The 17,725-nt window shown below is 70.3% G+C and carries 17 protein-coding genes and 1 tRNA gene; 2 read left to right on the top strand and 16 right to left on the bottom strand.

What is annotated here, in order from left to right; translation table 11 throughout:
• Window positions 1–14: 14 nt before the first annotated feature.
• The 14 genes from IOD14_RS07615 to IOD14_RS07550 all read right to left on the bottom strand — a co-directional run bounded on the left by IOD14_RS07615 (window position 15) and on the right by IOD14_RS07550 (window position 16,478).
• Window positions 15–686, bottom strand: a complete 672-nt coding sequence (locus tag IOD14_RS07615) for a protein-tyrosine-phosphatase (protein ID WP_123991659.1) — start codon at window positions 684–686, stop codon at window positions 15–17.
• On the bottom strand, window positions 683–1,330 hold the full coding sequence (locus IOD14_RS07610; protein WP_123991658.1) for an L-threonylcarbamoyladenylate synthase: 648 nt from the start codon (window positions 1,328–1,330) through the stop codon (window positions 683–685). The genes IOD14_RS07615 and IOD14_RS07610 overlap by 4 nt, the downstream gene beginning before the upstream one ends.
• 52 nt (window positions 1,331–1,382) lie before the next feature.
• A complete protein-coding gene (prmC, locus tag IOD14_RS07605) occupies window positions 1,383–2,222 on the bottom strand; it encodes a peptide chain release factor N(5)-glutamine methyltransferase (RefSeq protein ID WP_123992879.1) in 840 nt (279 codons plus the stop codon).
• A 94-nt stretch (window positions 2,223–2,316) separates the two neighbouring features.
• Window positions 2,317–3,393, bottom strand: coding sequence for a peptide chain release factor 1 (gene prfA, locus IOD14_RS07600; RefSeq protein ID WP_123991657.1), 1,077 nt, complete (start codon window positions 3,391–3,393; stop codon window positions 2,317–2,319).
• Window positions 3,394–3,496: 103 nt separating this feature from the next.
• Entirely contained in the window at window positions 3,497–3,715 is a 219-nt protein-coding gene (rpmE, locus tag IOD14_RS07595) for a 50S ribosomal protein L31 (protein WP_007384712.1), read from the bottom strand.
• Window positions 3,716–3,865: 150 nt separating this feature from the next.
• Entirely contained in the window at window positions 3,866–4,972 is a 1,107-nt protein-coding gene (locus IOD14_RS07590; RefSeq protein WP_212669924.1) for an LCP family protein, read from the bottom strand.
• 206 nt (window positions 4,973–5,178) lie between these two features.
• Window positions 5,179–6,978 carry a trypsin-like serine protease gene (locus IOD14_RS07585; protein WP_212673224.1) on the bottom strand — a complete coding sequence of 600 codons (1,800 nt, stop codon included), beginning with the start codon at window positions 6,976–6,978 and terminating at the stop codon, window positions 5,179–5,181.
• A 144-nt stretch (window positions 6,979–7,122) separates the two neighbouring features.
• On the bottom strand, window positions 7,123–9,156 hold the full coding sequence (gene rho, locus IOD14_RS07580; protein ID WP_123991655.1) for a transcription termination factor Rho: 2,034 nt from the start codon (window positions 9,154–9,156) through the stop codon (window positions 7,123–7,125).
• Between the two features lie 409 nt (window positions 9,157–9,565).
• On the bottom strand, window positions 9,566–10,495 hold the full coding sequence (gene thrB / locus IOD14_RS07575; protein ID WP_123991654.1) for a homoserine kinase: 930 nt from the start codon (window positions 10,493–10,495) through the stop codon (window positions 9,566–9,568).
• A 259-nt stretch (window positions 10,496–10,754) separates the two neighbouring features.
• Window positions 10,755–11,813 carry a threonine synthase gene (gene thrC, locus IOD14_RS07570; RefSeq protein WP_212669923.1) on the bottom strand — a complete coding sequence of 353 codons (1,059 nt, stop codon included), beginning with the start codon at window positions 11,811–11,813 and terminating at the stop codon, window positions 10,755–10,757.
• Window positions 11,814–11,819: 6 nt separating this feature from the next.
• Window positions 11,820–13,112 carry a homoserine dehydrogenase gene (locus IOD14_RS07565; protein ID WP_123991652.1) on the bottom strand — a complete coding sequence of 431 codons (1,293 nt, stop codon included), beginning with the start codon at window positions 13,110–13,112 and terminating at the stop codon, window positions 11,820–11,822.
• 147 nt (window positions 13,113–13,259) lie between these two features.
• Window positions 13,260–14,651 carry a diaminopimelate decarboxylase gene (gene lysA, locus IOD14_RS07560; RefSeq protein WP_123991651.1) on the bottom strand — a complete coding sequence of 464 codons (1,392 nt, stop codon included), beginning with the start codon at window positions 14,649–14,651 and terminating at the stop codon, window positions 13,260–13,262.
• Window positions 14,652–14,673: 22 nt separating this feature from the next.
• Window positions 14,674–15,849: an ArgS-related anticodon-binding protein NrtL gene (gene nrtL / locus IOD14_RS07555; RefSeq protein WP_212669922.1), complete on the bottom strand. Its 1,176-nt coding sequence runs from the start codon at window positions 15,847–15,849 to the stop codon at window positions 14,674–14,676.
• A 110-nt stretch (window positions 15,850–15,959) separates the two neighbouring features.
• The gene (locus IOD14_RS07550; protein ID WP_212669921.1) at window positions 15,960–16,478 is read right to left on the bottom strand and encodes a response regulator; all 519 of its coding nucleotides are present in this window, start codon (window positions 16,476–16,478) and stop codon (window positions 15,960–15,962) included.
• A 121-nt stretch (window positions 16,479–16,599) separates the two neighbouring features.
• On the opposite strand from IOD14_RS07550, the gene IOD14_RS07545 reads away from it, so the two are divergent.
• A tRNA-Arg gene (locus tag IOD14_RS07545) sits at window positions 16,600–16,671 on the top strand.
• Window positions 16,672–16,785: 114 nt separating this feature from the next.
• Here IOD14_RS07545 and IOD14_RS44725 read toward each other — a convergent pair.
• Window positions 16,786–16,908, bottom strand: a complete 123-nt coding sequence (locus tag IOD14_RS44725; RefSeq protein ID WP_282959515.1) for a hypothetical protein — start codon at window positions 16,906–16,908, stop codon at window positions 16,786–16,788.
• A gap of 62 nt (window positions 16,909–16,970) precedes the next feature.
• Between IOD14_RS44725 and IOD14_RS07540 the strand changes: the two genes are divergently transcribed.
• Window positions 16,971–17,249 carry a hypothetical protein gene (locus IOD14_RS07540; protein ID WP_123991648.1) on the top strand — a complete coding sequence of 93 codons (279 nt, stop codon included), beginning with the start codon at window positions 16,971–16,973 and terminating at the stop codon, window positions 17,247–17,249.
• Window positions 17,250–17,395: 146 nt separating this feature from the next.
• Here IOD14_RS07540 and IOD14_RS07535 read toward each other — a convergent pair whose 3' ends face one another.
• The gene (locus IOD14_RS07535; protein ID WP_123991647.1) at window positions 17,396–17,662 is read right to left on the bottom strand and encodes a hypothetical protein; all 267 of its coding nucleotides are present in this window, start codon (window positions 17,660–17,662) and stop codon (window positions 17,396–17,398) included.
• Window positions 17,663–17,725 lie beyond the last annotated feature (63 nt).

Here is a 17,725-nt window from a genome sequence, read left to right as displayed (position 1 = left end):
GGGGTGCTCGGTCGTTACGCCCTTGCAGGTACACCCGTGAGAGCGGTGACCACCGGATCCAGCGCCTCGTTTATCTCGTCCCCGATCGAGCGGAAGAAGGTCAGGGGGGCGCCGTAGGGGTCGAAGACCTCGTCGGCCTCGGCGGTGGGGGCCAGGAGCCACCCGCGTAGAGCCGCTGCCGCGCGGACCAGGGCCCTGGCGCGGATGACCAGGCCCTCCTCCAGGGGCGGCAGGGTCGCCGGGTCTATCGCCTTCACCAGGCGGGTGAACTCCTTCAGGGTGAAGGTGCGCAGGCCCGCCGAGTGGCCCATGGAGATCACCTGCTGGCGGTGGTCGCGGGTGGCGGTCAGGACCAGGTCCGCCATGATCACGTGTTCGTCCAGCAGCTCCCGTCCCATGAAGCCGGTGGGGTCCGCGCCGAACTCGGCAAGGACGGTCTCCGCGTTGGCCTCCATGGGCGCGCCCTCATGGCCCCAGGTCCCCGCGCTCTCCACGACGAGCCCGCCCCACAGCGGGTCGCCGAGCCGGTCCGCCAGGGCATGCCGGGTCAGCCGCTCGGTGATCGGCGAGCGGCACACGTTGCCGGTGCTGACGTGGAGGATGCGGAAGCTGTCGCGCGGGAGCCCTGTGAAGGTCCGCGTCTCTTCCCCGTCCCATATGCCACGCCCCGCGTCAGGGGCCGTCAATTCGCCACCTCGAGGTCGGGTACGACCTTCCTGAGCTCTTCCGCGGAGATCGCGCCCGCGCGCAGCAGCAGGGGCACCTCGCGGGTGACGTCGACGATCGAGGAGGGGACGTTGCCCGGGGTGGGCCCGCCGTCGAGGTAGACGGAGACCGAGTCGCCGAGCATCTCCTGCGCGGCGTCGCAGTCCTCCGGCGACGGGTGACCGGTCAGGTTGGCGGAGGACACCGCCATGGGACCGACCTCGGTCAGCAGCTCGATGGCGACGGGGTGCAGCGGCATCCGGACGGCCACCGTGCCCCTCGTGTCCCCCAGGTCCCACTGCAGGGACGGCTGGTGCTTGGCGACGAGCGTGAGCGCTCCCGGCCAGAAGGCGTCGACGAGCTCCCAGGCCAGCTCGGAGAAGTCGGTGACGAGACCGTGGAGGGTGTTCGGGGAGCCGATCAGCACGGGGGTCGGCATGTTGCGGCCGCGGCCCTTGGCCTCCAGGAGGTCGGAGACGGCCTCGGAGGAGAACGCGTCGGCGCCGATGCCGTACACCGTGTCGGTCGGGAGGACCACGAGCTCGCCACGGCGGACGGCGGACGCGGCTTCGCGCAGACCGGTCGTGCGGTCGGTCGCGTCGTTGGTGTCGTATCGCCGTGCCATATCTAGCGGGCCTCCTCGTACACGTACTGCTCTGAAGTCTTGAGGGTGCGGCTCACGGCATCGCCCTGCGGGCCGTCGCGAACCTGGGGCGGTTGTTGAGGTCGGGGTGGTCGGCCGCGTCGGCCCAGCCCCGCTCCTCGGTGAAGATCCACGGCACCTGGCCGCCCTGGGTGTCGGCGTGCTCGATCACGACGACGCCGCCGGGGCGCAGGAGCCGGTGTGCGGTGCGTTCCAGACCGCGGATGAGGTCGAGGCCGTCCTCGCCGGAGAACAGGGCGAGTTCGGGATCGTAGTCCCGCGCTTCGGGAGCGACGTACTCCCACTCGGTGAGCGGGATGTAGGGCGGGTTGGAGATGACCAGGTCGACATGGCCGTCGAGCTCGGGGAAGGCGTCCAGGGCGTTGCCCTGGCGCAGGTCGACCCGGGAGCCCTCGACGTTCTTGCGGGTCCACCGGAGGGCTTCCTCGGACAGCTCCACGGCGTGCACGCGGGAGCGCGGGACCTCCTGGGCGAGGGCGAGCGCGATGGCGCCGGAGCCGGTGCACAGGTCGACGATGCGGGGCTCGACGACGTCCATCGCGCGCACGGCGTCTATGGCCCAGCCGACCACGGACTCGGTCTCGGGCCGGGGCACGAACACCCCGGGGCCCACCTGGAGTTCGAGGTAGCGGAAGTAGGCGAGGCCGGTGATGTGCTGGAGCGGCTCGCGCTGCTCACGGCGCGCGATGGTCTCCCAGTAGCGGGCGTCGAAGTCCGCGTCCTTCACGGAGTGCAGCTCGCCCCGCTTCACGCCGTGCACGAACGCGGCGAGCTCCTCCGCGTCGTTGCGCGGCGAGGGCACGCCGGCGTCGGCCAGCCGCTGGGTGGCCTGGGCCACCTCTGCGAGCAGCAGGCCGCGGGGGTTTGGGGGTCGTCCCCCAAATGATGGCTGCACGCAAGTCCTCCGTGTCGTACTCGGTCGTGCGTAGGTACCTCTTTCGCGGCCTTTACGCGGCCGCCAGCTTCGCTGCCGAGTCCGCGTCGACGCAGGCCTGGATCACCGCGTCGAGGTCGCCGTCCAGGACCTGGTCCAGGTTGTACGACTTGAAGCCGACCCGGTGGTCCGAGATGCGGTTCTCCGGGAAGTTGTAGGTGCGGATCTTCTCGGAGCGGTCGACGGTGCGGACCTGGCTGCGCCGGGCGTCGGCGGCATTGCGCTCCGCCTCCTCCTGCGCCGCCGCGAGCAGCCTGGAGCGCAGGATACGCAAGGCCTGCTCCTTGTTCTGCAGCTGGCTCTTCTCGTTCTGGCAGGAAGCGACGACTCCGGTGGGAATGTGCGTGATGCGCACCGCGGAGTCGGTGGTGTTGACGGACTGCCCGCCGGGTCCGGAGGAGCGGTAGACGTCGATGCGGAGGTCGTTCGGGTTGATCTCGACGTCGACCTCCTCCGCCTCGGGGGTGACCAGCACGCCGGCCGCGGAGGTGTGGATACGGCCCTGGGACTCCGTCGCCGGGACGCGCTGCACGCGGTGCACTCCGCCCTCGTACTTGAGCCGGGCCCACACGCCCTGGCCGGGCTCGGTCGCGCCCTGGCCGCCCTTGGTCTTCACGGCCACCTGGACGTCCTTGTAGCCGCCCAGCTCCGACTCGGTGGCGTCGATGATCTCGGTCTTCCAGCCGACCCGCTCGGCGTACCGGAGGTACATGCGCAGCAGGTCGCCGGCGAACAGGGCGGACTCGTCGCCGCCCGCGCCCGCCTTGATCTCGAGGATGACGTCCTTGTCGTCGCTGGGGTCGCGCGGGACCAGCAGCAGCCGCAGCTTCTCCGTCAGCGTCTCGCGCTGCTCGGAGAGCTCCTTGACCTCGGCCGCGAAGTCGGGGTCGTCGGCGGCGAGTTCCTTCGCCGTCTCGATGTCGTCGCCGGTCTGCTTCCAGGAGCGGTACGTGGCGACGATCGGGGTGAGCTCGGCGTAGCGCTTGTTCAGCTTGCGCGCGTTGGCCTGGTCGGAGTGGACCGACGGGTCGGCGAGCTTCGTCTCCAGGTCGGCGTGCTCACCGACGAGTTCCTCGACGGCCTCGAACATCTCAGGGCTCCTGTACTGCGGATGAAGGGGGAAGGCGGGCGACCAAAAACGCCGGTCCCGGCGCACTCCGAGGAGTGCGGCGTGGACCGGCGCTGGTGGCTCGCTACTTCTTGGCAGCAGCCTTGCCGAAGCGGGCCTCGAAGCGGGCCACGCGGCCACCGGTGTCGAGGATCTTCTGCTTGCCCGTGTAGAACGGGTGGCACTCGGAGCAGACCTCGGCGCGGATGGTGCCGCTGGAGATCGTGCTGCGGGTGGTGAACGACGCGCCGCAGGTGCAGCTGACCTGCGTCTCGACGTACTCGGGGTGGATGTCGCGCTTCAAGGTGTCTCCTAGTTTCGGGAGGGCGCCGGGTCGCCGCCGCGGGCTGCGGGAGCGTGAACCGGGGCCGACGTACCAGTCTGCCAGGACTGGCCGCATCCCCCAAAACGAGGGGTCGCAGCGATCTATTCCCAGCCCCCGGCGAGCGGTCCCCTACGACGTGACGACGCCCTTGGCCTGGCCCGTCGCGTTGCCCTCGGTGGCCGACCTCGGGATCGCCCGGTCGTTCTCCAGGGCCGTCCAGATCTGCTGGGCCTTGGTCTTTTGGACGATGACGCGGTTGGGGTTGGCCGGGTCGTACTGCACGGGCAGGGTGACCATGGTCATGTCCGCCGGGCTGATGCCCTTGAGGCCGCCGGCGAAGGAGACCAGGGAGTTGACCGAGCCGAGGTCGGAGTCGGTGGTGACGGCCTTGGTGGCGGTGTCGGCGAGGTCGTACAGCTTCTTGGGGCTGGTCAGCACGCCGACGCTCTTGACCTGCTTGACCAGCGCCTTGATGAAGGCCTGCTGGAGCTGGATCCGGCCGAGGTCGGAGCCGTCGCCGACGCCGTGCCGGGTGCGGACGAGACCGAGGGCCTGGGCGCCGGTGAGCTCGTGCGTGCCGGCCTTGAGGTCCAGGTGGCTGTCGTCGTCCTTGATGGCCCTGGTCGTGGTCACCGTGACCCCGCCGAGCTCGTCGACCAGCTTCTCGAAGCCGCTGAAGTCGACCTCCAGATAGTGGTCCATGCGGATGCCGCTCATGGACTCGACGGTCTTGACGGCACAGGCCGCGCCGCCTGTGGTGTAGGCGGAGTTGAACATGACGTCGGACGCGGCGTCGTGCTCCTTGCCGTCGGTGTCGGTGCACTCCGGGCGGTCGATCAGGGTGTCGCGCGGGATGGAGACCACGGTGGCCTTCTTGTGGCCCTCGTACACGTGGATGACCATCGCGGTGTCGGAGCGGGCGCTGCCGTCGTCGGTGCCGCCGCCGAGCTTCTTGTTGGAGCCGGAGCGGGTGTCCGAGCCCAGGACGAGGATGTTCTCGGAGCCGTTGTCGACCTTGGTGGGCCGCTCGCTGCCGAGGGCCTGGTCGATGTCGACGCTCTTGATGTTGCCGTTGAGCTTGAAGTACACGTAGCCGGCCCCGGTGCCGCCCAGCACGACGATCCCCGCTGCGACCCAGGCCGTGATCAGCAGGCCCTTGCGGCCCTTGCCGCGGGGTTTGCGGCGGCGTCCCTTGCCCCCCGGTATTCGGGGATTCGGCGTGCTCTCGGCTGACATGTGCTCCTCGAATCTCGTCCGGTCGGTTACCCCCTGCTGTCAGGGTCAGACGTGGTCGTGGAAGACCCGTACCGCACCATCGTCGCTCCGCCTGGTCAGACGGCGAAACTCGAGAAAGGGTTGCACAACGTGCTGTGACCACCACGTGAAGCAGTGGTCACAGCACGTCACGGGAGAAGCAGGACAAGCCCTGCTCACCAGCGGTTTCAGCCAAAGATGTCGTACTGCTGGAAACCGGTACCAACAGTGACCCTTGTGGCAAAGATCTCGCTGGTCGCCTTGCCGGTGCCCTTGTACAGGTAGAGCGTGCCGCCGGCGGTGCGGGCCACGAGGTCGGCCCTGCCGTCGCCGGTGATGTCGCCGACGGCGTCGAAGGCGTTGTAGCCGCTCCAGTTCGTGCGCACCTTGACCCGGGCCGCGAAGACGCCCGTGCCGGACTTGCCGGTGCCCTTGTACAGGTAGAGGTCTCCGGTGCTCTTGTTGCGGGCGAGCACGTCCGCCCTGCCGTCGCCGGTGAAGTCGCCGTGACCGAGGAGCTGGTTGTACTGGCTCCAGCCGCCGCCGACCCGGACGCGGGCCGCGAAGCTGCCGTCGCCCTTGCCCGGGTAGATCCACAGGACGCCCGCGGAGTCCACGGAGAGCAGGTCGGGCTTGTAGTCGCCGGTGACGTCGCCGGGGGTGACGATCCGGGCGCGGGTGCGCCAGTCGGTGAAGACCTTCTTGGGGGCGGCCCAGGCACCGCCGGTCGACGACGGGACGAACCGCAGCCAGTAGACGTCACCGGTGGCGGAGACGCGGTACATGAGGTCCTGGTAGCCGTCCCGGTTCAGGTCGGTCTGCCGGACCAGGTTCACGCCGTTCCAGTCGCCCCAGGACTGCGGGGTGCCGAGGGTGGTGCCCTTGGAGTCCAGCTCGTAGCCGACCTTGGTGGACGACTTGCGCACCCACAGGTCGGCCTTGTGGTCCAGGCTCAGGTTGGTGTCGTCGACGCGCGGGTAGGCGGCGCCGACGTACTTGCTGACCTTGGTGAAGACGCTGTAGGCGCCCTTGGCGACGCAGTCCGTGACGTTCCAGGAGACGACGCCGACGATCCGCCCGTTCACGACGAGGGGGCCGCCGGAGTCACCGCTGCAGATGGCCGTCGTACCGGAGTCACGGCCGCTGGCGGGCGGCCCTGCGCAGACCATGTGCCCCTTGATGAACCAGGAGCCGTAGGCCCCGGCGCAGGTCGTGTCCGACTTGATGGGCAGCGTGGCCGTCTTCAGCGTCTCGGAGATGTCGTCGCTGGTGGAGCTGGTGCGGCCCCAGCCGTACACCTTGGCGGTCTTGGCGCCGGTGGTGGCGGGGTCGTAGGAGGCGGTGTCCGTGGACGTCGTCATCCGGATCGGGGTGGCCTTGACGGGCGTCGCCAGGGTGAGCACCGCGATGTCGTTGTCGATGGTGTCCGGGTTGTACAACGGGTGGTACCACTGCCGCAGTACGGCCGTGGCGGTGCCGCCGTGCAGGTCGCCGTCCTCGGAGGGCAGCTGGGTGGCCCCGGTGACCACCGCGCCGCCCTTGGCCCAGTTGGCGTCCTTGACGCAGTGCGCGGCGGTGAGGATCTTCGTCGGCGCGACGACCGCCCCGCCGCAGAAGAAGCCGGTGTCGTCGCCGGTGTCCGAGGTGCCGTGGTCGTCGGTGTACCAGAGCTGGGCCATCCACGGGGCGGAGCTGATGGTGGTGGTCGTCCCGCCGATGACCATCGGGGACACGGTGGAGTCGACCTTGCCACCGCTCATCGGCGACCGGGTCACCGTGCCGGAGGTGTCCTCCGCCGCGATCGCACCGGCGATCCGCTGCTCCAGCTCGGCCTGCGACGGCGCGGACGCGGCGGCGGCCTCGACCGGCGCGTGCGGCCGGGGTCCGGCGGTGGCTGCGTTCGCCGACGTGGCCAGCAGCGCGGCGGCCACGGCGACGGGCAGAGCGATCCGGACGCGGCGTCTGTGACGCCCGGCGCCTCCGGACATGGGTATGCCCATGCGAGTCCCCCCTAGGGATCAGAAGCTCAGAGATCGAAAACTCGACCGAAGAGCGTGATCGTAACCCGCCAGGACACACCAAAAAGGGCCGCCCCCTGGAACAGGGAGCGGCCCTTTCTCGAAGGCTCGGCCTCAGTCGCCGTTGCCCGGCGTGGGCGTCGTCTTCTGGATCTGCATCAGGAACTCGGCGTTCGACTTCGTCTGCTTCATCTTGTCGAGAAGCAGCTCCACCGCCTGCTGCTGGTCGAGGGCGTGCAGCACCCGGCGCAGCTTCCAGACGATGCCGAGCTCGTCGGGGGCGAGCAGGATCTCTTCCTTACGGGTACCGGACGCGTCCACGTCCACCGCCGGGAAGATCCTCTTGTCGGCGAGCTTGCGGTCGAGCTTGAGCTCGGCGTTGCCGGTGCCCTTGAACTCCTCGAAGATCACCTCGTCCATGCGGGACCCGGTGTCCACCAGCGCGGTGGCGAGGATGGTCAGCGAGCCGCCGTCCTCGATGTTGCGGGCCGCACCGAAGAAGCGCTTCGGGGGGTACAGGGCGGTCGAGTCGACACCACCGGACAGGATGCGGCCGGAGGCGGGCGCGGCGAGGTTGTAGGCACGGCCCAGTCGCGTGATCGAGTCGAGCAGCACGACGACGTCGTGGCCCAGCTCCACCAGACGCTTGGCGCGCTCGATGGCGAGCTCGGCGACCGTGGTGTGGTCCTCGGCGGGGCGGTCGAAGGTCGAGGAGATGACCTCGCCCTTGACCGACCGCTGCATGTCGGTGACCTCTTCCGGACGCTCGTCGACCAGGACGACCATCAGGTGGCACTCGGGGTTGTTGTGCGTGATCGCGTTGGCGATCGCCTGCATGATCATGGTCTTGCCGGTCTTCGGCGGGGCCACGATCAGACCGCGCTGGCCCTTACCGATCGGCGCGACGAGGTCGATGATGCGGGTGGTGAGGACACCGGGGTCCGTCTCCAGGCGGAGGCGGTCCTGCGGGTACAGCGGCGTCAGCTTGTTGAACTCCGGGCGGCCGCGGCCGTGTTCGGGCGCCATGCCGTTGACGGAGTCCAGGCGGACCAGCGCGTTGAACTTCTCGCGGCGCTCGCCTTCCTTGGGCTGACGAACCGCGCCGGTGATGTGGTCGCCCTTGCGCAGGCCGTTCTTGCGGACCTGGGCGAGGGAGACGTACACGTCGTTCGGCCCGGGCAGGTAGCCCGAGGTCCGGATGAACGCGTAGTTGTCGAGGATGTCCAGGATGCCCGCGACCGGGATCAGGACGTCGTCCTCGTTGATCTGCGGCTCGCCCGCGCCACCGATCTCGTCACGGCCGCGACGGCCACGACGGTCCCGGTAACGGCCCCGACGGCCGCGGCGGCCGCCCTCGAAGTCGTCGTCGTCCTGCGGGCCGTTGTCGCGCTGCTGACGGTCCTGGCGGCCGCCGCCCTGCTGCTGGCCCTGCTGGCGCTGACCGCCCTGGCCCTGCTGGTCGTCGCTCTTGCGGCGGTCGCCGCGCTCCCCGCGCTCCGCGCGGTCGCCACGCTCTCCGCGGTCACGGCCGCGGTCACGGCGGTCGCGACGGCCACGGCCCTCGCCGTCACCGGCGTCGCCCTGCGGCTGCTGCTGCACGGGCGTCTCGGCCTTGGGCTCGCTCTTCGCCTCGGCCACGATCGTCTCGGTGCCGCCCGCGGGGGCGCCGGCCTCGGCGGTCGCACGGCGACGACGGCGCTCGGCGGGAGCGTCGTCGCCCCCGCGCTCGGCGGCCGGCTGGCCGGGGATCTCGATCTGCTGCTGGGCCACGGCCTTCTCGGCGGGGGCCTCGGCCTTCGCCTCCGCCTTCTTCTCGGCGGCGTCGCCCGTACGGGCCTTGGAGGTGGCGCGGCGCTTCGGCTTGGCCTCGGTGTCACCCGCGGCGGCGGCAGCCTTGGGAGCCGCGGCGCCTCCCCCGGCCTGCGCCTCCTTGATGACCTCGATCAGCTGGCTCTTGCGCATGCGCGCGGTGCCCTTGATACCGAGGCCGGATGCGACCTGCTGCAGCTCGGCCAGCACCATGCCGTCGAGGCCGGTACCGCGGCGCCGCCGGGAGCCGGCACCGGTGGCAGGCGCGGAGGCGTCCGTGGAGGGCGCGGCAGCGGTCTCCTCGACACGTGCGCCCATCAGATCGGTGGTGTCGCTCACGAAGGGTCCTTCCCTGGAGCGGACGTCGGCCTGTCTGGCTCGGCGACCGTTTGTGCTGTCCGACGGCGGTCCCATCCTTGTGGACCGTGCCGGGGCGGTGGTCCGCCTGAACGGCGGAGGAATGTGGTGACGGCGCTCCCGAGAGCCGTGGCACTGAGTGTCCGTGTCACGTTGGCTTGGTCGCACCGGTTCCGGAGCGTGCCCGGCAAGTCGCTCAGTGCTCGCGTACGATGTACTGCCCATGTACGTCGTACGGAACGCAGTGCGGCTTGGGAGGCTCCCGGAAGAATGTCTGTCCCGGACGGGGACGTGAAGCACCTCGCCATGGTGGGGTCGGGTGCAGACTTGAGATTAACACTACCGGATCCAACAAACATTCCCCCTCTCGAAATCCGGCACACGCCGGATCTCAGATGTCACTGGCGGCCGCGAGCGGGAGCACACAGGCCCCCTGGGCGTCGAGTTCCAGCCGGTTGGCGGCCCAGCCCTCGCCCGCCAGATGCGCCACCTTGTCGGCGCTGTCCGCGTCGACCAGCGCGAGCACGGTGGGCCCGGCCCCCGAGATGACTGCCGGGACTCCGTCGGCCCGCAGCCGCTCCACCAGTGCGGCGCTCTCCGGCATGGCGGGAGCGCGGTACTCCTGGTGGAGACGGTCCTCGGTGGCCGGCAGCAGCAGCTCGGGGCGCCTGGTGAGGGCCTCGACGAGCAGCGCGGCACGACCCGCGTTGGCGGCGGCGTCGACGTGCGGCACGGTGCGCGGGAGCAGTCCGCGCGCGGTCTCGGTCAGGACGGGCTTTCCGGGCACGAAAACCACCGGAACGATGGAATCGTGGGGTTCCAGCCTGATCGCCCGGGCGGCACCGGCCTCCATCCAGGCGATCGTGAAGCCGCCGAGCAGACACGGGGCCACGTTGTCGGGGTGGCCCTCGATCTCGGTGGCGAGCTCCAGCAGCGCGGTGTCGTCGAGCCGGGCCTCGCCGCCTATGGTCACGGCACGCGCGGCGACGATTCCGGCGCAGATGGCGGCCGAGGAGGAGCCGAGGCCCCGGCCGTGCGGGATGCGGTTGGCGCAGACGATCTCCAGGCCGCGCGGCTGGCCGCCCAGCAGATCGAAGGCGGTGCGCAGGGAACGTACGAGAAGGTGGTTTTCGTCACGCGGGAGCGTCTCGCTCCCCTCTCCCGCGATGTCGATGTGCAGCCCGGAGTCGGCCACCCGGACGACGACGTCGTCGTACAGCCCCAGCGAAAGACCCAGGGCGTCGAAGCCCGGGCCGAGGTTGGCGCTGGTGGCGGGGACGCGCACCCGGACGGCGGCGGCACGGAAGGCGGGACCGGCCATCTCTCGATGACTCTCCTTGAGCTGCGTGATTGTCGAATGACATTCGATGACGTACGAGGACCCTGCCGACCGCGGAGACGACGCGGCACCCCGCTGTACGCGAGGGCATATGCAGCGGGCGGGTTCGGTACAGCCTATCGAAGGAAGCTTCTGTGGCGACATAGGGCGCACAGGAGGCGCACGATGCGTGTCGTAAGCCCCCTGTGCACCCCCGGTAGGGAAGGCCCGGGTGTACGCCGGTTACCGCTGTCGCGCGCTGTTACGCGAGCCCGAGGCGCTCGGCCGCCGTCGCCGCGTCGACCGGGACGGTGACGGGCTGCGGGGCGCCCGCGACGGCCCAGTCGGGGTCCTTGAGGCCGTTGCCGGTGACCGTGCACACGATCTTCTGGCCAGCGTCGACCTTGCCCTGCTCGGCGGCCTTCAGCAGACCGGCGACGGAGGCGGCGGAGGCGGGCTCCACGAAGACACCCTCCTGAGCGGCCAACAGCCGGTAGGCGCGCAGGATCTCACGGTCCGTCACCTCGTCGATGAAGCCGCCGGACTCCTCCTTCGCCGCGAGGGCGTACTGCCAGGAGGCGGGGTTGCCGATGCGGATCGCGGTGGCGATGGTCGAGGGGTCCTTGACGACCTCGCCGCGCACGATCGGGGCGCTGCCGGAGGCCTGGAAGCCCCACATCCGGGGCGTCCTGGCGGCGATGCCGTCGGCGGCGTACTCCTTGTAGCCCTTCCAGTACGCCGTGATGTTGCCGGCGTTGCCGACCGGAAGGACGTGGATGTCGGGCGCGTCGCCGAGCATGTCGACGATCTCGAAGGCGCCCGTCTTCTGGCCCTCGATGCGCACCGGGTTGACCGAATTGACCAGCGCCACCGGGTAGTTGTCGCTCAGCGAGCGGGCCAGGGTGAGGCAGTCGTCGAAGTTGCCGTCGACCTGGAGGATCTTCGCGCCGTGCACGAGGGCCTGGCCCATCTTGCCGAGCGCGATCTTGCCGCGCGGCACCAGCACGGCGCAGACCATGCCCGCGCGCACGGCGTAGGCGGCGGCGCTCGCCGAGGTGTTGCCGGTGGAGGCGCAGATGACCGCCCTCGCGCCCTCCTCCTTGGCCCGCGTGATCGCCATGGTCATGCCGCGGTCCTTGAAGGACCCGGTGGGGTTGGCGCCCTCCACCTTGAGGTGGACCTCGCACCCGGTGCGCTCGGAGAGCACCTGCGCGGGCACGAGGGGCGTGCCGCCCTCGCGGAGCGTCACGACCGGCGTGCTGTCGGAGACGGGCAGCCGGTCCCGGTACTCCTCGATGATTCCGCGCCACTGGTGGGTCATTGCTGGTTACTCTCCTTCAACCCGCATGATGCTGGCGACACCCCGCACGGTGTCGAGCTTGCGCAGCGCCTCGACGGTGCCGCCCAGGGCGGCGTCGGACGCGCGGTGCGTGACGACGACGAGGGACGCCTCGCCGTCCTTCCCCTGCTGCCGAACGGTATCGATGGACACCCCGTGCTCGGCGAACACGGTGGCCACCTGGGCGAGAACACCCGGTTTGTCGGCCACGTCCAGGCTGATGTGGTAGCGCGTGACGACCTCGCCCATGCCCGAGACGGGCAGGGCGGCGTACGCGGACTCACCGGGCCCGGTCGTGCCGCTGAGCCGGTTGCGGCAGACGGCGACGAGATCGCCGAGGACGGCGGAGGCGGTGGGGGCGCCGCCCGCGCCCGGGCCGTAGAACATCAGCTGGCCGGAGGCGTCGGACTCGACGAACACGGCGTTGTACGCGCCGCGCACGGAGGCGAGCGGGTGGCTGAGCGGGATCATCGCGGGGTGCACGCGCGCGGTGACGGACCGGCCGTCCTCGGCGCGCTCGCAGATGGCGAGCAGCTTGATGGTGCAGCCCATGTTCCTCGCGGAGGCGAAGTCGGCCGCGGTCACCTCGGTCATGCCCTCGCGGTAGACGTCGTCGAGGCGCACGCGCGTGTGGAAGGCGATCCCGGCGAGGATGGCGGCCTTGGCGGCGGCGTCGAAGCCCTCGACGTCGGCGGTCGGGTCGGCCTCGGCGTACCCGAGGGCGGTGGCCTCGTCGAGGGCCTCCTGGTAACCGGCGCCGGTGCTGTCCATCTTGTCGAGGATGAAGTTGGTCGTGCCGTTGACGATCCCGAGCACCCGGTTGACCTTGTCGCCGGCGAGGGACTCGCGCAGCGGACGGATCAGCGGGATGGCACCGGCGACGGCGGCCTCGTAATAGAGGTCCTTGCCGTGCCGACCGGCGGCGGCGTGGAGAGCGGCACCGTCCTGGGCGAGGAGGGCCTTGTTGGCGGAGACGACCGACGCGCCGTGCTCGAAGGCGGTGGTGATGAGGGAACGCGCGGGCTCGATCCCCCCGATCACCTCCACGACCACGTCGATGTCCCCGCGTTTGACGAGGGCGGTGGCGTCGGTGGTGACGAGTTCCTGCGGAATGCCTTCGCGCACCTTGGAGGGCCGCCGCACCGCGACCCCCGCGAGCTCCACGGGGGCGCCGATCCGGGCGGCGAGGTCGTCAGCGTGCGTCGTCATGATGCGCGCCACCTCTGAGCCGACCACTCCACAGCCCAGCAGCGCCACCTTCAGCGGACGCGTACGCATCATCCGACCTCGTTTCCTCATACCGTCTACGGTGGGACCAGTCTCACTCACCGGACGGGAGTTTCTGCCCCTCGTCCGGATTATGAGACATCTATTTCATTTGTACGGGGGTGGAAGACCGTAGATCTTCCGTTCCTGGTCTGCGGGGGTTTATCCGACGTCGAGCCGCAGAAGGTCCTCCTCCGTCTCCCGGCGGACGATGACCCTGGACTCGCCGTCGTGCACGGCGACGACCGGCGGGCGCAGCACGTGGTTGTAGTTGCTCGCCATGGACCGGCAGTAGGCGCCCGTCGCCGGTACGGCGATGAGGTCACCCGGTGCCAGGTCGGCCGGCAGGAACGCGTCCTTGACCACGATGTCCCCGCTCTCGCAGTGCTTGCCGACGACCCGGGCGAGCATGGGCGCGGCGTCGCTGGTCCTGGACACCAGGGCGACGGTGTACTCGGCGTCGTACAGCGCGGTGCGGATGTTGTCCGACATCCCGCCGTCGACGGAGACGTAGGTGCGCAGCCCGTCGAGGGGCTTGACGGTGCCGACCTCGTACAGCGTGAACGCGGTGGGCCCGACGATGGCGCGCCCGGGCTCGACGGAGATGCGGGGGGTGCGCAGCTTGGCGGCCTCGCACTCACGGGTGACGATCTCGGTGAGCGCCTTGGCGATCTCGTGGGGTTCGCGCGGGTCGTCGTCCGAGGTGTACGCGATCCCCAGCCCGCCGCCGAGGTCGATCTCGGGAAGCTCGACGCCGTGCTCGTCACGGACGTCCTTGAGCAGCCCGACCACGCGGTGCGCGGCGACCTCGAAGCCGGACATGTCGAAGATCTGCGACCCGATGTGGGAGTGGATGCCGATGAGCTCCAGCCCGTCGAGCTGCAGCGCCCGCCGCACGGCCTCGGCGGCCTGTCCGCCGGCCAGCGGGATGCCGAACTTCTGGTCCTCGTGGGCGGTGGCGATGAACTCGTGAGTGTGGGCCTCGACGCCGACGGTGATCCGGATCTGGACGCGCTGCCGCCTGCCCAGTTCCTGTGCGATGTGCGCGACGCGGACGATCTCCTGGAAGGAGTCGAGGACGATCCGCCCGACCCCTTCGGTGATCGCGCGGCGGATCTCCTCGGTGGACTTGTTGTTGCCGTGGAAGGCGATGCGGTCGGCGGGCATGCCGGCGGAGAGGGCGGTGGCGAGTTCACCGCCGGAGCAGACGTCGAGGTTGAGCCCCTCTTCGTGCAGCCAGCGCACGACGGCCCGGGACAGGAACGCCTTGCCGGCGTAGAAGACGTCGGCGTCGGCCCCGAAGGCACCGCGCCACGCCCGCGCCCGCGCCCGGAAGTCGGCTTCGTCGAGGATGTACGCGGGGGTGCCGTGCTGTTCGGCGAGCGTCCTGACGTCGATGCCGCCGACGGTGGCGACCCCGTCCGCGGTGCGGCCGACGGTCTGGGACCAGACCTTGGGGTCGAGGGTGTTGAGGTCGGCGGGCGGGGCGGAGTAGTGGCCCTCGGGGAGAACGTCGGCGTGGCGGGGCCCGGCGGGGTGTGCGGAACGGCTCATCTTCTTGACTGGCTCTCTGTTCTCAGAGGTGTTCGGGTGCGTCGATGCCGAGCAGGGTCAGGCCACCGGCCAGCACCGCCCCGGCGGCTTCGGCGAGCGCGAGCCGGGCACGGTGGGCGGCCGAGGGTTTCTCCGCGCCCCGCGGAAGCACGGTCACGAGAAAGGGGAGAACGGCATCGGCGACGGTGACGAGGTGCCGGGCCAGACGGTCGGGAGCGTGGTGCGCTGCGGCGGTCTGGAGGATGCGGGGGTGATCGGCGAGGGCGTGACGCAGGGCCGTCGTGTCGTGTACGGCGGTTTCCTGTACGGCGGTTTCCTGTACGGCGGCTTGCTGTACGGCGGCTTGCTGTACGCCGGTGTGCTGAACGGCTGCGGCGGTGCCCCGTGAGTGTGGTTGTGGGCGCGGGTGTGGGTCTCCGGGCTCGGCGTGGAAGCCCAGGTCGGCGGCGTTACGGGTGAGGGCCCGGGTGCGGGCGTGGGCGTAACGGACCCGGAAGAGAGGATTGCTCTCCCGCTGGACCAGGTGATCGGCGGTGAGGCGGGGCCGGTCGTGCGGGGCCGGGTGGAGAAGGGCCCAGCGGGTGGCGTCCCGGCCGAGGGGGGTGGGGTCGGTGGGGGGCGCCGCGGGGACCGGGGGTGCCGGGGGGGCGGGTACGGGGCGTGCGTCGGCGTCGGGGGTGCCGTGGGCATCGACCTGGACGCCGAGGATGTCGGTCCAGGCGGGCTCGGGGCGGCCGGCGCAGCTGGTGCGGACGAGGGCGCCCTGAGAGCGGAGGATGCGGGCGACGGCGTCCATCACGACGACGGCGCGAAGCTCGTGGGGCGCGTGCAGCTGCACGAGCTGCCCGGTGGGCCGGTCGGCGTGGCCGTACCGCGGACCGCACCGCAGGATCTCCCGCACGAGGGCGGCCTCGGTCCCCAGCAGGCAGATGTTGAGGAACCCGGGTCCGGTGACCACGACGTCGCTGATGCCGTCCGTCCGCACGAGGTACTGCCGGAGGATCTCGGCGACCCGCAGCGGCGGCTGCCCGGCCGGCCGGGCGAGCCGGAGAGCGACGTTGCTGGCGTAGTCACCACAGCCACCGGGCCCCGGCGGCCCGACGTCGGCCCGTCCCGGCACGACCACGTCCAGCTCCCCGTCGTCGACAGCACGACGCACCGCGCGCAGCACGGTACGGGAGAGCTCGACGGGGGTCACGGGACAAGCGTATGGGAGGAGGGGGGTGGGAAAGCGAGCGGGTTTGGGCGGGGTCCGGCATGTGGGACAGGCGGATCACCGTGGTCACCGCGCCCCGGTGTTCGCGGGGCTCAGCCGCCGGCGCGTCCGGCCCGCTCGGTCTCGCCGCCCCCGAGCACACCCCCGACCAGCGGGCTGTCGCCATCCCCCGCACGCCGCCGCTCTCCGCTCTGCTCCACCAACTGACGTACCAGGCGTACGAGTTCGGCGGGTTCGAAGGGCTTGGCGAGGAAGGCGTCGACACCGACGTCGAGACCGCTGTCCACCTCGTGCTGCGTACAGGCACTGACGATGGCGAGGGGAAGGTGGGCGGTACGGGGGTCGGAACGCAGCTGGGCGGCGGTCCGCAGCCCGTCCAGGCGGGGCATGACCACATCGAGGGTCACGACATCGGGCCGCACCTGATGAACGACATCCAGACACTCGACACCATCGGCCGCGGTCACGACCTCGAGACCCTCCAGCTCGAGATTGACCCTGATCAACTGCCGGATGACCTTGTTGTCGTCCACAACAAGCACCCGACCCGACGCGCCTGGCACAACTCGAGAGTAGGTGCGGACCGGCCACCGCGTCCGGGTTTTCCCCACTTCCACCCCGTGCGGGGGCCGGACACCGGGCGGATGCCACCACGAAACCCGTTCCTGATCACCCCGACGAAGCTGGTAGTGTTCTACCCGTCGCCAGGAGCCACCAGCTCCCCACCGACACGCCCCCGTAGCTCAGGGGATAGAGCAACGGCCTCCGGAGCCGTGTGCGCAGGTTCGAATCCTGCCGGGGGCACCTTGCATGAGGTGCCCAAAGACCCCGTCACCAGCGGAAACGCTGAGGCCGGGGTCTTCGCGTATGTGCGGACGTAGGGCGCCCCAGGATGAATCTAGGTCCACTGCCGTGAGGTCACCCTGTGCGGGAGCGGGCGGCGGAGCTGGACGCGGTCCGGGCCCGCTCGGTGCGCTCGGTGCGCTCGGTGCGCTCGGTGCGCTCGGTGCGCTCGGTGCGCTCGGTGCGCTCGGAACACACGTGTATTGGAGGAGCGGTGCCCGAGTACGTCCTGGGTCAGAACAGGGACCTACACTCTGCCCGTGATCTCCGTCGCCAGCGGCCAGTCGGTCTATCAGCTCAGCAAGTGGTTCGGTAATTCTGACCTGGTTGTGTGGATCGTCCTGCTCGCGATCTGGTCAGTGACAGCCAAGTGGAGGCAGCCGGCTGCGGCACAGGGCGAGCACGAGGGTCAGCTGCAGCAGCTCGGCCGCAAACGGTCGCGCTGGATGGCGGTCTGCCTTGTCGCGGTTGCGATCTTGTGGCCCGTTCTTGGCTTCTTCTTCCTCCTCAACTTCGGTTGCGACTTCGCCTCGTGCTAGCTCCGCAGCAGGCAACGTGAGCTCGTCGAGGAGTGGTGTCCGACTCGGCGGGACATGCGGGCGCTGTGGGTCGCCCGAGAGGGAGGAGGACCGCGCGTCAGTCGGCTGCCGCTGTCGAATGTGGACGCCGTTTTGGTGATCCAGTTCTAGTCGTCGGCGTAGGTCCATTCCTCAATGACCCAGGTGTCGGACGCAGTTGATCGCCACGCGACGTGTCCCGGTGGCATGGTGGCCAGCTGCGCCAGCGATGGGTCCAGGTCCACGACGTGGTGGAGGTGGAGGACCGACGAGGCACCGGCACCGTTGGGATCGTGGACGCCGTCGCTCACGAGCCAGTCGTCCTCGTCGTCGTGGATCACGGTCAGGGCCGGGAACTCGCCGGCTGAGACGGTCCTTTGGATGATCGCGAGCAAGTCATGAGGGAAGGCGTCCCCTTCGAAGGCCCAGCCCCGGCAACCGCCGCTGCTCGTCGCAAG

The sequence above is a fragment of the Streptomyces sp. A2-16 genome (assembly GCF_018128905.1).
GTDB lineage: Bacteria > Actinomycetota > Actinomycetes > Streptomycetales > Streptomycetaceae > Streptomyces.
Note: the sequence above shows the minus strand (reverse complement) of the source record. Positions and strands in the feature narration are given on the sequence as shown.